This window comes from Streptococcus sp. LYSM12, from assembly GCF_004569635.1.
Taxonomy (GTDB): domain Bacteria; phylum Bacillota; class Bacilli; order Lactobacillales; family Streptococcaceae; genus Streptococcus.
In genome coordinates, this window is sequence record NZ_SPOZ01000011.1 from 65576 (window position 1) to 78534 (window position 12959).

Consider the following 12959-nt stretch of genomic DNA (forward strand, 5'->3'; position numbering starts at 1 on the left):
AGAAATGGAGATATATGGTCCAATTTAAAATCGTAACAGATTCTACATCGGATGTACCAGTAGAATGGATTGAACAATATGACTTGGAGATTATGGGATTGACTGTGGAGTTAGACGGTATCGTCTACGAAACTGTCGGCGAAAATCGCTTGACAAGTGATGTTTTGTTAGAAAAAATGCGAGCAGGTGGACAACCGACGACTAGCCAAGTCAATGTCGGGCAATTTGAAGCTCTTTTTAGAAAGCATGCAAAAGCTAATCAAGCAGTTTTATATTTGGCTTTTTCTGCTGCCTTATCAGGAACCTATCAAAGTGCAGTTATGGCACGTGAGATAGTGATGGATGACTATCCGGAAGCGGTGATTGAAATCATTGATACTAAAGCAGCTACTTTGGGAGAGGCTTATCTTGTATTAAAAGCTGCAAAAGCACGAGAGCTAGGAATGTCACTTACTGACACAGTAGCAATCATTGAAGATGTAATTCCCCGTTTGCGGACGTATCTTTTAGTTGATGATTTGCACCACCTGGTACGTGGAGGTCGCCTGTCAAAAACGGCTGCTCTTATCGGAGGTTTGGTCAATATTAAGCCCTTGATTTCAATCGATAGTGATGGAAAGCTCGTTTCTATCGCCAAACTTCGAGGTAAGAAAAAAGGCATAAAGGAGATGTTAGGCTTAACCCTTGAACGCTTGGACGCCTCCTGTGTCATGGTGGCCTATACTGGTGATATAAAAGCTGCCGAGCAGCTACGTGATACCTTGCTTGCGGATCAGCGAGTGGAGCAAGTGATGATGGAGCCTTTGGGTCCAATTATTGCTAGCCATACAGGGACAGGTTCCCTGGCTATTTTATCCATTGGAAGAGATCAGCGATAATTCGCTTTTCTTTTGTTGCAAAAAGAAAACGTTTTCTAGAGGAGGGAGAAATGAAACGATTACTATCAGCTTATGCAAGCGACATCAAAGCGATGAACAAGTCTGAATTAAAGCAGAGTATCAAGGCTAGTGAAGGACGGATTTTACTGGGGGAGACAGTGGTGACAGCAGCCCCTCTTATAGCTGGGGTTTCAAATGCAGAGATGATGTCGGCCTTTGGCTGTGATCTGCTAGTTCTCAACGAATTTGATGTTTTTAGCTGTTTTATTCAGGATTTTTATACTTGCGATAATCCTATTGCAGAATTGAAACGCCTGACAGGGCGTCCCATTGGGATTAATCTAGAACCTGTAGATGAAGAAAAGGAAGTGATGGATGAGCAAATGGTTCTCTCTCCTGGTCGCAAAGTCAGTCTAGCCAGCCTACAAAGAGCCAATGAGCTAGGTGTTGACTTTATTCTGTTAACAGGAAATCCGGCTACAGGGGTCTCATTATCGGCGATTGAGGAAGCTATTTTCCTCGCTGTCCAGCATTTTAATGGTCTCATTTTTGCAGGAAAAATGCACGGAGCAGGTCTGGGAGAAGCAGTGGTCAATGAAGCAGCCCTACTTGATTTTGTGGCAGCAGGAGCGGATGGCATATTGATTCCAGCAGTAGGAACTGTTCCTGGTGTGCGTGAGGACATGGTGGCACCGATTGTTACGCGAGTGAAGCAGGCAGGTGCCTTGGTTATGTCAACAATTGGAACGAGCCAAGAAAGTGCAGATAGTCAGACGGTTCGTGAATTTGGTCTTAGCAATAAGCGCGTGGGGACAGACATTCACCACATTGGCGATGGAGGTTATGGTCGTATGCCAGATCCCGAAAACATCATGGCTCTCAGTCTAGCAGTCAGAGGGAAACGCCACACCTATTTCCGAATGGGTCAGTCTATACTGCGCTAATGAGTGCTATTTGTTTTTCAAGAAGCTACTCGAATTCCTAGGGACTGGTCTTGGTGCTGGAAAAATGCTTTCTGGCAACGATAGCTCGCTGATACAGACGACTGTTTGGTTTTTATGTAGCTATTTTGAATATCGCACACAAATAAAGACGCTTTTTATAAAACGAAAGAGAGCAGTAGTGGAGCAGATCAATAGGGGCAAGCCAGCCCGGAAAGTCTGGCAGAAGATTGGTATATTGAACAAACAGTCTCGAAAGAAGCAACGCTTGACGATTGGTATAGCATGCAACAAAGATTGCTGGTGAATGCTGTAAAGGCGGCTAGTTAAGAGGTAGAACGGGCCTTTGTTCTAGCTGATTTTAAGGCAAACGAAGAAACTTTTCATTTCTTTTATAGTCTTTTGTTTACTTTTAGTATTAGGCAAGAAGCTGCAAGCTGTACTGGAGTACGGCAAAGCGAGTGAACGAAGTAGTAAAAGACAAACGAAATGACGATACCAGGTTGACGGAAAGCTTCTTCATTGGCAAGAGCTAGGTGAAGAAGTTTAGCAGAAAATTAAAAAACAGTTTCTTCCCCAGGCGCAAGAAGTAGCAGTTTCTCTTCATACGGATTTTGATGCGACAGTTTTACCGCACATTACTTATGCTAGGTTACGGTTTGAACAGGCAACTATGGCGTGGTTTGGTAGAAGATTAGAGCAAGACAGACTTGAAGCAACTATAGCATTTGAAGAATTTTCAGCTCAATGGTTTGCTCTATTAGAAAAAAGTGTGGGGCTTTATCCATTAGACAGTGATTGTCCCCTGTCCTACTTAGAGATTTCATAGTGCTAAGGGCTAATGGATAGTTTTATTTTCTTTAGAAATGAATGAGCAAAAAGTCAAGAAAAAAGAGTAGTAAGGCTTGACTTTCTCTCTTTTCTTTTGCTATAATGGTAAACGGTATTGTTTACCCCATTTGAAAGGCCCCGGAACCCTTCAAATAACTTGCGGACTGGAACATCCGCCCTGTAAACAAAAACGATATTCATATAGGAGAAATCATGAACAAAACAACATACATGGCTAAGCCAGGTGAAGTTGAACGCAAATGGTACGTAGTAGACGCGACTGATGTGCCTCTTGGACGCCTTTCAGCAGTTGTAGCAAGCGTTCTTCGTGGAAAAAACAAACCAACATTCACCCCACACACTGATACAGGTGACTTTGTGATCGTTATCAATGCTGAAAAAGTAAAATTAACTGGTAAGAAAGCAACTGATAAGGTTTACTACACTCACTCAATGTACCCAGGTGGATTGAAATCAATCACTGCCGGTGAACTTCGTTCAAAAAATGCAGTTCGCTTGATTGAAAAGTCAGTTAAAGGAATGCTTCCACACAACACTCTTGGACGCGCTCAAGGGATGAAATTAAAAGTATTTGTTGGTTCTGAGCACAACCACGCTGCACAACAACCAGAAGTTCTTGATATTTCAGGACTTATCTAAGGAAAGGAACAAATAAAGTATGTCACAAGCACAATATGCAGGTACTGGACGTCGTAAAAACGCTGTTGCACGCGTTCGCCTTGTTCCAGGAACTGGTAAAATCACTGTTAACAAAAAAGATGTGGAAGAGTACATTCCACACGCTGATCTTCGCTTGGTTATCAACCAACCATTTGCCGTTACCTCAACAGTAGGTAGCTATGACGTTTTGGTAAACGTTGTAGGTGGTGGTTATGCAGGGCAAGCAGGAGCTATCCGTCACGGTATCGCTCGCGCTCTTCTTCAAGTAGATCCAGACTTCCGCGATTCATTGAAACGCGCAGGACTTCTTACACGTGACGCTCGTATGGTAGAACGTAAGAAACCAGGTCTTAAGAAAGCACGTAAAGCTAGCCAGTTCTCAAAACGTTAAGAATTCGCTACAATACAGCATTTACAACACTTCATGGTTCACACCATGGGGTGTTTTTTTGTTGAAAAATGTGCTTTGGTAATCCTTCAAGACTTGGTTTTTTAGAGTGAATTTGCAGTTGAACAATAAATAGGTTCTATCTTGCTAAAGCAGTATGAAAGATAAAGGAAGCGTTTATGAGTGATGTTCGATGGATTAAGATAACGACAGACATTTTGATGACGAAAAGATTCAGCCAATAGAATTGATGCCTGAAGGCGATACTTTAATTGTGATTTGGTTTAAGTTATTAGTTTTAGCTGGTAAACAAAATTACAGTGGAGTTCTAGCTCTTGGCGATAAAGTTTTTTACACAGAGGATATGTTTACGACAGTCTTTAGAAGGAAGTCAACAACAGTGAAATTAGCATTAACAACCTTTAAGCAATTTGGGATGATTGCATTTGTAGATGGTGCTGTTACCATTCCAAATTGGGAAAAGCATCAGAACAGTGATGGACTTGAAAAAATTCGTCAGCAAACTAGAGAAAGAGTGGCACGCCATCGCCAAAAACAAAAAGCCTTGGTAAGTGGTCAAGAGCAGTTACACTTGGAATGTAACGTTACAGAAACGTTACCCGTAACGACTGGTAACGCCACAGATTAAGAACAAGAGTAAGAAAGAGAATAAGAATATACTGGATAGTAGTTCTAGAGAAACTCAAACTTATGTCAAACCAGAATATTATTCTTTGCTATAAGTCATTGCAGATAAGTATAATGGCAGGTTTATCTATCCTTACAATTACAGCTAATACTCTGTAAAAATCAAAAATAGCAAACTTGAAAACCTAATACATGACTATTAAGGATTGTGATGCGCTATGTTATACTTAACTAATTTCAAAAATAGCGAATTTTTAAACTAATTTTCAAGGGAAAGCGAACGTAGTGAGCTAAAAGGCTACTTCCGCCGTAGTGGTATCCCCGGCAATAAATACCTTGCTGCTGAGGACGGGATTTTCAAAACCTTTAGCTCAAAAATTAGGAATGAAACTCCGTATCTGTCCGCACAACTTAAGGAAGTAGTAAGAAATGCTAATGTTGATTTTAAATGAGTATGATTATATTTTTTACTACAACAATAAACGCATTAAAGCAAAACTAAAAGGACTTAGTCCTATTCAATACAGAACTAAATCCTTTCACTAATATTTTTGTCTAACTTTGTGGGGTCAGTACAAAAGGGTTCCAACCACTTTTTAATTATAATTTAGTTACATTTCCATTTTGTTTGAGGAAATGAATCATTGTTTCCTTTAATTCTTCGAAGTCACTCTGAAAAGTAGCAATCTCAACTGTCTTTTCAAGTCCATCGCTTAAGGAAAGATTGGATTGATAGCCATTCATTGCTAGAAACATATGTAAGGCAAGAACGGCGGTTCGTTTGTTGGCATTGTAAAAAGGATGTTTCTTAATCAAGTTAATCCAGATGATAGCAGCCTTGCTGTAAATATCTGGATAGAGAGTTTTGCCGAAAATCTCTTGTTTCGGCTGTTCAACAATCATCTGCAAGCTATTAGGGTCAGCTATTCCAACGGGTTCTTTGGGAGAATATTTCCCAATAACCATGACATTGATTTTGATAATATCTTCAGCAGTTAGATACCTCATCTATCCACCAATTCTTTCAAGAGCTCATCGTATTGATTCATTGCTTTTTCTAGTTCTCTGTCGAAATCAAATTTTGGCTCAGCTTTACGGATGATGACATTATTTCCTGAAGTGACAAATTCAATTTCTTCACCAATTTCTGCTCCAAGTGTCTCTTTAATTTTATTTGGAATTGTGATGACAGTACTATTTCCAGTTTTTCTTAAGATAACATTCATGCTTACACCTCCCTTTGTATATACATTATAAAATGAATGCACTAAAAAGTAAAGTAGATACATAATTTTCTCAACTACATCAGCTCCAAAAACTGATTTTTGGTAATCTAATGCTAACCCGTTATTTGTAGGATTGGGTTATAAGTGTTTATTTGTAATGAAAATGGGGTTTGAAATTTTGATATTATAGCCTTTTACAGATATTTGACTTCTGTCACTCAAAACCAGGTCTTAAGAAAGCACGTAAAGCTTCACAATTCAGTAAACGTTAATTCGAGAGAAGACGATATTTACTTGGAACACTCGCTAGAGTGTTCTTTTTCTTTTTTTAACATGAAATGTAGAGCGGTGTAGGTAGCTGTTGTACCTTTAGTTGCTGATTGATATAGTTAGACGGGTATGTCTGATAGTAGGAAAGGGAGCAGGTTTTCATTTTTTAGATAGCCATTTGGAGTTTACCTTGGCAACGGCTTTGAGAAATTGGATTGACGATACAGATTTTGTTGCGACTTTTAGCTCTAGTTTAGACTTGATTAGATAAGCAAATGGTGTTTCATGGACAGATTATGTTTTTATCTTCGCTATCAAATTCTTTCAAATCCTGATTGGACAAGGATGTATCCAGTTAATCAAGCAATGGCAAGTCGTATCAAAGAAGCGATAAAACTGCTAGCTCCGGACAATTAGTGGAGAAGACGGCGATCAAACGCTATAGCAAGGCACGGATACGCAGGCTGTTAATACAGGCAGTGAAGCACTACTTCCAAAAAGCCATTCATGTGCTGGGCTTTACGGAGAGGGATGCAGGCATTTGGCAAATTTGAAACAGCTAGTTTCGCTTGTCAGTCGCACTGGGAAAAGCCCGTGGGATAGTTTACCCCAGCAGGCGGATAGGATTTACCAACTGGGTCATCTCGATTTGACCGAGTAGAATATTGGTTGCCTACCAATAGGGGTGGCTGGGAAGTCATGATGGAAAGGGGAAAAACAGGAGATGTGACCAATTTGGACATGCACTGTCTTTCTTTGTCCTTGCTCATACTCTTAAATCTCGATAGGATCGCCTTGCTATAGGCTACGAAAGTCACCTACTCGGTATCAATCGACTTAGGGCATATTCTCTTTTAAAGTCAAAACATTATACTATCAAAATAGAGCAGGAACAACGTTCCTGCTCTATAGACTTTTATGTGCACTTTTATTTATAAATTTCTTCGCTTGTTTTGTCACTTTCCTATCAGTCAGATGAGCTGACTAGCCAAATAGAAACTCTAGAAAAGAAACGACATATCCCCTAAAGAAAGGGATAACGAACAAGCCGACAAGGAGTCCTAAAATAAATACTTGCACCTTTTTATTCTTCCACTTCATTTACTGACACCTCCCTGAATGATCTATGATAACTCCTGGACAAGTAAAGGGACTGCTTTGGGGAAGCTAACTTGTCCTGTTCCCTTTCCCACTTGACCGTCCATGATTTTTTCATAGTCCTGCTCCTTTCTAAGGTCAAAGACTAAAGCTGAAAAACACGGCAAGGTTTCTAATAGCTTGATTTTAGTCAATCTCCTTTCTAACAAGCTATCCTTAATACTTTTTCAAGTCTATCATACATTTCTTATCTAAAAAAAACAAGTCTTTTCTTATTAAAATATGTCTGTTACAGTAAAAGGATTGGGGCTTTTATTGTAACACTCAATGTAGTTGTATTCTAGATTGTGACTGGTTTGTCCTCAAGGGCAGGTCATCTTTTATAATTGAGGTATCAAAAAAATGAGTTAAACACTATTGACTTTTACTGACCAATGATGTATAATGGGTATGTAAGGTTGGGAAACCTTACAAGACCAATCGTTTTAGAGTTTTTATTTTTAATATATTGGTCAGTAAATGTCAAATGAAAGGATGGAAAAATGATGTGAAGCTAGGCTTCGATTTCTTTTGAAAGAAAGGTCAGATAACGTCAATGAAAATTAGGCGAGGGCTTTTTTTAAAAAGAAAAGGTCAGTAAACGTCAAATGAATAATGAAATGAGGGATGAATATGAACAATTATTATAATAACTTTAACAATATGGATGATATTTTCAATCAACTGATGGGGCGAATGGGTGGCTATAACACAGAAAATCGCCGCTATCTAATCAATGGTCGTGAAGTGACACCGGAAGAATTTGCCCATTACCGTATGACAGGTCAATTACCACAAGTAGAAGGACAAGAGAAAAGCCTGCACAATCCGCATTTCCCAAAAGACGGAATTCTTGCAAAATTGGGTCGTAACTTAACGGCTGAAGTAAGAGAAGGCATACTTGATCCTGTCATTGGGCGCAACAAGGAAATCCAAGAAACAGCGGAAATCCTTTCTCGCAGAACCAAGAACAATCCTGTTCTGGTTGGTGATGCGGGAGTGGGGAAGACAGCAGTTGTAGAGGGGTTAGCCCAAGCAATTGTGCATGGGGATGTTCCGGCTGCGATTAAAAACAAGGAATTGATTTCGATTGATATTTCAGGTCTTGAAGCAGGCACTCAGTATCGTGGTAGTTTTGAGGAAAATATCCAAAAACTAATGACAGAAGTCAAGGAAATGGGAAATGTTATCATCTTCTTTGATGAAATCCATCAGATTCTTGGTGCAGGGAGTACGGGTGAAGGAGGTTCTAAAGGACTTGCGGATATCTTGAAACCAGCTCTTTCTCGAGGAGAATTAACCGTGATTGGAGCCACCACTCAGGACGAATATCGAAATACCATTTTGAAAAATGCAGCACTTGCGCGTCGTTTCAATGAAGTTAAGGTCAATGCACCGTCTGCAGAGGACACCTACAAAATCCTCCAAGGCATCCGCGACTTGTACGAAGAACACCACAATGTCATTTTACCAGATGAGGTCTTGAAAGCGTCCATAGACTATTCTGTCCAGTATATTCCACAGCGGAGTTTACCAGATAAGGCAATCGATCTTCTTGATGTGACTGCAGCTCATTTGGCAGCACAGCATCCTGTGACTGACATCCATACCATTGAAGCAGAAATTGCTCAAGAAAAGGAAAAACAAGAGGCCGCTGTACAAAAAGAGGATTACGAAGCAGCTTTGAATGCTAAAGTCCGTATCGAAGAGTTGGAAAAACAAATTGAAAACCATGCAAAAAATACCAAGGTGACGGCGAGTCTTAATGATATAGCAGGGTCCATTGAGCGTATGACAGGCATTCCAGTTTCTCAAATGGGTTCAAGTGATATCGAGCGCTTGAAAGAAATGAATGGTCGTCTCAAGAGTAAGGTTATCGGTCAAAATGATGCAGTGGAAGCTGTGGCTCGTGCCATTCGCAGAAATCGTGCAGGTTTTGATGAGGGGAATCGCCCAATCGGTAGTTTCCTCTTTGTTGGACCGACCGGAGTTGGAAAGACTGAGCTGGCAAAACAGTTGGCACTTGATCTCTTTGGTACCAAAGATGCTATTATCCGCTTAGATATGTCTGAGTACAGCGATCGTACGGCAGTTTCTAAGTTGATTGGTACAACAGCAGGATATGTGGGCTATGATGACAATAATAACACCTTGACTGAGCGTGTACGTAGAAATCCATACTCTATCATTCTTCTGGATGAGATTGAAAAGGCAGACCCACAAGTCATCACTCTTCTTCTTCAAGTTCTTGATGACGGGCATTTGACAGATGGTCAGGGAAACACGGTTAATTTTAAAAATACGGTTATTATTGCTACTTCAAATGCAGGTTTTGGCTATGAAAGAGCTGAAAGCAATGAAGAGGATAAAATTGACATTATGGATCGTCTCAAACCTTTCTTCCGTCCAGAATTCCTCAATCGTTTCAATGCGGTCATCGAATTTCTTCATCTTGGAAAAGAAGATTTGGCAGCTATTGTCGAGTTGATGTTGGCAGAAGTCAACCAAATGTTAGCAAAGAAAGACATGCACTTAAAGGTGACCGATAGTGCCAAAGAATATTTGATTGAGCAGGGCTATGACAAAGTCATGGGAGCACGACCACTCCGCCGTGTGATTGAGCAAGAAATTAGAGATAAGGTAACTGATTTCTACCTTGACCATTTGGAAGTTAAGGAACTCCTCGCGGACATGGTAGATGGCACACTTAAGATACAAGGGCGTTAAAAGCACAAAGTGAAAATAGAAAATCTGACGAGTGAAAAGCTCCAGTGGAGGTTTTCAGCCTATTCCCTTGAATATAAAAGAACAATATCCTATCTTCGATTGCTTTTCCTTGTCATTTTCTTTAAGCCTGCGTTGTCTTGCAATCCATGACTTCGCTTTCTAGTTGATAAGCCCTATCTCCAAAGAAAGGTATGAGATACCTCTGGAGTTAACTAAAAAAGTATGAGGGCGTTAAAAGCACAAAGTGTACCCGAAGGGCATCCATATCTGTAACCAGGCATAGCCTGCAACAGCTATGGCAAACTAGAAAATCTGACGAGTGAAAAGCTCCAGTGGAGGTTTTCAGCCTATTCCCTTGAATATAAAAGAACAATATTCTATCTTCGATTGCTTTTCCTTGTCATTTTCTTTAAGCCTGCGTTGTCTTGCAATCCATGACTTCGCTCTCTAGTTGATAAGCCTCATCTCCAAAGACCTCTGGAGTTAGCTAAAAAAGTATGAGGGCGTTAAAAGCACAAAGTGTACCCGAAAGAGCATCCATATCTGTAACCAGGCATAGCCTGCAACAGCTATGGCAAACTAGAAAATCTGACGAGTGAAAAGCTCCAGTGGAGATTTTTGGCCGGTTCCCTTGAAACAAATAGGAACAGCATATCGTTCCCAACCCTCAATGGTATGATAGCTGATGAGGAAACCAACCATTGCGCGAGATATTTGTGCGGAGTCTGAGAAGTGTACTGGACTTTTTGGCTAGAGTCTCTTGGAGATAAGGATAGTAAAGCTAAGCACCTATAAATTATAAGTAGGATGGAAGTGCAGTAATGAGCTACGGTCAAAAGCGGGACCTTAGGGTGTATGGTCTTTTCGTTTGCTTTTAGTACAAGGCACCGAGCTGGAGGCTGTACTAGAGTATGACAGAGTGAGTGAACGGAGGAATAAAAGATAAACGAATGCCTATATAACTGGTGTGATGCCTATCTGGTGACGAGTGCTGTCTGGTTTTCATTCGTCACAACTGAGGATTGCTAGACTTGAAAAGGGAGATAGGCTCCCATTCCAGTGAGAAGAGCTTCCCTAGGCCCGTGTTATTTCTCTCTCCCTCCTTTCAATGAGAAGCGCGGAAATTCCTTGCCTTATCCTTATAAGCTTGTTTCCCTCTTTCCTCTTTGTCCGCCCTTAGGTGAGAAACTTCTTTCAGTTTGATGTAGAATAGTTGAATCTACTTTCATAATCATAGGTAGCCTATTTACATGAGGCTACCTTTTTGCTATTATTATTTATGAAAAGGAAAAGAGATATGCACAGGCTAGGAGGGAGGAAAGAAGTCTTTCACATGACAAGGCTTTATGACCGAAGAGGCTATCTGCATCATCTTTAAGGAGGCAAGGTGATAGTGGAGGAGCTGGCTCCTTTCAATGACCTGCCGCCTTAGCTCCCCATTATCGTCTTTTAGCTTACTTTGGTACAAGGGCACCGCGCTACAGGCTATACGAGGGTACGGCCAAGCGAGTGAACGACGTATGAAAAGAGCCCCTAAAAGACGCTAGTGTATCTATCTTTAAAAGGAGATTCTATATGAAAAAGGTTAGACAACTGGTGACTTGGCTGCTCTTGCTGACGCTTGTGATAGCACAGGTTCCGATTGCCTATGCAGAAGAGCTCAAGCAGGCCATCGAGCAAGGACAGGCTGAACAAGTCTACCAAGACGCCCTTGAAGAAGCCAACCGTTACATTGTTGGCTCTGAGAATGCCAATACGGAACAATCTTCTTCCCCTGAAAACTCAAACCCTCCCTCTAAGGATGAGGGTGATGCCATCCAACAACCTAAAGTGGTGAGGGAAGAAAGCGACGCGGAAGCAGAGCTAAAAGCGCAGTACGGAGAGCCTGTCGCGGTCAGTGGCCAAGAACAGCTTTTTCGTGTGGATGACACCCACTTTGTGACCTATATTGGAAGCGATATCAAGACCTACATTGATCAAGACGGGGTCGAAGTCCCGGTTGATTTATCGCTTTATTCCTACCATGCCAACGGCAACCACTACTATCTGCCCAAAGAATCCCCAGTTGGAGTGGTGCTGCCAAGTGAGGTCAAGGAAGAAACCCCGATTGATGTCATTCATCAAGATGAGAAAATCTCCCTTTACCCACTTGAGACAACCTATGACAAGGCCACCGTTGAACAAAATGCGATCTTGTATAATAACGTAGACGGTAAGACCGATGTCCAGTATACGGTTCAGTCCAACGGGGTCAAAGAAGAGATTGTCCTAGCCGAGTGGGGAGACAAGAACCGCTTTACCTATGGGCTGGATGCTGGAAGCTACGATGTCAGCCTTGAAAACAATCAAGTGCTGGTTCGTGAGAAAGGTAAAACTAAGATCCTCTTTGTCTTGACAGCCCCTATCATGGTGGACGCAACTGGTGAGACCAGTCAAGATGTGACCCTAGAGTTGAGTGAAAAATCTGGGAAATACCAAGTGACCGTCATCGCAGGCAAAGACTGGCTTTCGTCCAAAGAGCGCCAGTACCCTGTCCGGATTGACCCGACCGTGACCGTGCCGCGGGAACAGATTCTCGATGTTGTCACTAGTTCTGTTCGAGGAACTTTCCAAGGTGCAGCTTATGGTTTTGTGGGCTATATTGATTCCGCTAATATGGGAATGCCAGAAGCTCAGGATATTGGTAAGAGCCGGATGTATTTCAAAGTCAATTATGACTTTCGGAATATTCCTAAAGAAGCTCGTATTGATAGTGCTAGTCTCAATTTGTACGAATATTCGGACGGAAAAGGAACGGCGGCTGCTACTTTTGGAGCCTATTACGTCAAACAAGACTTTGATATCAATACCCTCGATTGGTTGAGTTCCCTTTCCTTAGAAGAAGAGATTGCAGGTGAGAATGCTATTCAGCCACATGGACGGGGCTTTTACCACTTTGATATTCGCACAGCCGTCAACAACTGGGTTCAGGGGTTAGCTCCTAACTATGGGCTTGTTGTCAAAGCCATTGATGAGAATGTAAATGGAGCAGGTTTTTATACCACAGAAGCCGATCCCAACAATGTCGCTCAAGAAGGTTTCACCCCGGACAAGGCGCCCAGCCTCACCATCCAGTGGTCAGTGCCCGACCCTGTCGATATGAATTATGGGCTGGGTCAGACCACGATTAACCTGCGGACCATGGTCAAGACCGATAAGCAGGGCAAACTCCAGTTCCAAGGGGTCTTTGCGG

Annotated in this window: 12 protein-coding genes and 2 pseudogenes; 11 read left to right on the forward strand and 3 right to left on the reverse strand. The window is 41.6% G+C overall.

Features of this window, described 5'->3' with window-relative positions; translation table 11 throughout:
- Positions 1–14: 14 nt before the first annotated feature.
- The 7 genes and pseudogenes from E4T79_RS04940 to E4T79_RS04965 form a co-directional block, all read left to right on the forward strand.
- On the forward strand, positions 15–878 hold the full coding sequence (locus tag E4T79_RS04940; protein WP_135028296.1) for a DegV family protein: 864 nt from the start codon (positions 15–17) through the stop codon (positions 876–878).
- A gap of 50 nt (positions 879–928) precedes the next feature.
- Entirely contained in the window at positions 929–1822 is an 894-nt protein-coding gene (locus E4T79_RS04945) for a haloacid dehalogenase-like hydrolase (RefSeq protein WP_135028299.1), read from the forward strand.
- Between the two features lie 670 nt (positions 1823–2492).
- Positions 2493–2648 carry a hypothetical protein gene (locus tag E4T79_RS11020; RefSeq protein WP_167752625.1) on the forward strand — a complete coding sequence of 52 codons (156 nt, stop codon included), beginning with the start codon at positions 2493–2495 and terminating at the stop codon, positions 2646–2648.
- A 215-nt stretch (positions 2649–2863) separates the two neighbouring features.
- On the forward strand, positions 2864–3310 hold the full coding sequence (gene rplM / locus E4T79_RS04950; RefSeq protein WP_067086679.1) for a 50S ribosomal protein L13: 447 nt from the start codon (positions 2864–2866) through the stop codon (positions 3308–3310).
- A 19-nt stretch (positions 3311–3329) separates the two neighbouring features.
- Positions 3330–3722 carry a 30S ribosomal protein S9 gene (rpsI, locus tag E4T79_RS04955; RefSeq protein ID WP_075105055.1) on the forward strand — a complete coding sequence of 131 codons (393 nt, stop codon included), beginning with the start codon at positions 3330–3332 and terminating at the stop codon, positions 3720–3722.
- 176 nt (positions 3723–3898) lie between these two features.
- A pseudogene (locus E4T79_RS04960) lies at positions 3899–4459 on the forward strand (phage replisome organizer N-terminal domain-containing protein); the annotation flags it as partial.
- Positions 4460–4823: 364 nt separating this feature from the next.
- A pseudogene (locus tag E4T79_RS04965) lies at positions 4824–4913 on the forward strand (IS3 family transposase); the annotation flags it as partial.
- A 54-nt stretch (positions 4914–4967) separates the two neighbouring features.
- Here the strand turns inward: E4T79_RS04965 and E4T79_RS04970 are convergent.
- A complete protein-coding gene (locus tag E4T79_RS04970) occupies positions 4968–5375 on the reverse strand; it encodes a type II toxin-antitoxin system death-on-curing family toxin (RefSeq protein ID WP_135028301.1) in 408 nt (135 codons plus the stop codon).
- Positions 5372–5593 (reverse strand): AbrB/MazE/SpoVT family DNA-binding domain-containing protein, encoded by a 222-nt coding sequence (locus tag E4T79_RS04975; protein ID WP_135028303.1) that lies wholly within the window; start codon positions 5591–5593, stop codon positions 5372–5374. The genes E4T79_RS04970 and E4T79_RS04975 overlap by 4 nt, the downstream gene beginning before the upstream one ends.
- Positions 5594–5966: 373 nt before the next feature.
- Between E4T79_RS04975 and E4T79_RS11025 the strand changes: the two genes are divergently transcribed.
- Positions 5967–6134 carry a hypothetical protein gene (locus E4T79_RS11025; RefSeq protein ID WP_167752626.1) on the forward strand — a complete coding sequence of 56 codons (168 nt, stop codon included), beginning with the start codon at positions 5967–5969 and terminating at the stop codon, positions 6132–6134.
- Positions 6135–6148: 14 nt separating this feature from the next.
- Entirely contained in the window at positions 6149–6280 is a 132-nt protein-coding gene (locus E4T79_RS11450; RefSeq protein WP_256958053.1) for a hypothetical protein, read from the forward strand.
- Positions 6281–6987: 707 nt separating this feature from the next.
- Here E4T79_RS11450 and E4T79_RS11030 read toward each other — a convergent pair.
- On the reverse strand, positions 6988–7155 hold the full coding sequence (locus tag E4T79_RS11030) for a hypothetical protein (protein WP_167752627.1): 168 nt from the start codon (positions 7153–7155) through the stop codon (positions 6988–6990).
- A gap of 478 nt (positions 7156–7633) precedes the next feature.
- Between E4T79_RS11030 and E4T79_RS04980 the strand changes: the two genes are divergently transcribed.
- Both E4T79_RS04980 and E4T79_RS04985 read left to right on the forward strand, forming a co-directional pair.
- Positions 7634–9727: an ATP-dependent Clp protease ATP-binding subunit gene (locus tag E4T79_RS04980; protein WP_135028305.1), complete on the forward strand. Its 2094-nt coding sequence runs from the start codon at positions 7634–7636 to the stop codon at positions 9725–9727.
- Between the two features lie 1575 nt (positions 9728–11302).
- Positions 11303–12959, forward strand: a 1657-nt coding sequence (locus E4T79_RS04985; protein WP_135028307.1) for a DNRLRE domain-containing protein, incomplete at its 3' end; no start/stop codon positions are given.

Excerpts from the sequence above, each read along its gene's own strand:
- rpsI (WP_075105055.1), top strand. The coding sequence starts at position 3,330 with ATGTCACAAGCACAATATGCAGGTACTGGACGTCGTAAAAACGCTGTT.
- rplM (WP_067086679.1), top strand. The coding sequence starts at position 2,864 with ATGAACAAAACAACATACATGGCTAAGCCAGGTGAAGTTGAACGCAAA.
- E4T79_RS04970 (WP_135028301.1), bottom strand. The coding sequence starts at position 5,375 with ATGAGGTATCTAACTGCTGAAGATATTATCAAAATCAATGTCATGGTT.
- E4T79_RS04975 (WP_135028303.1), bottom strand. The coding sequence starts at position 5,593 with ATGAATGTTATCTTAAGAAAAACTGGAAATAGTACTGTCATCACAATT.
- E4T79_RS04945 (WP_135028299.1), top strand. The coding sequence starts at position 929 with ATGAAACGATTACTATCAGCTTATGCAAGCGACATCAAAGCGATGAAC.
- E4T79_RS11020 (WP_167752625.1), top strand. The coding sequence starts at position 2,493 with ATGGCGTGGTTTGGTAGAAGATTAGAGCAAGACAGACTTGAAGCAACT.
- E4T79_RS11450 (WP_256958053.1), top strand. The coding sequence starts at position 6,149 with ATGGACAGATTATGTTTTTATCTTCGCTATCAAATTCTTTCAAATCCT.
- E4T79_RS04940 (WP_135028296.1), top strand. The coding sequence starts at position 15 with ATGGTCCAATTTAAAATCGTAACAGATTCTACATCGGATGTACCAGTA.
- E4T79_RS04980 (WP_135028305.1), top strand. The coding sequence starts at position 7,634 with ATGAACAATTATTATAATAACTTTAACAATATGGATGATATTTTCAAT.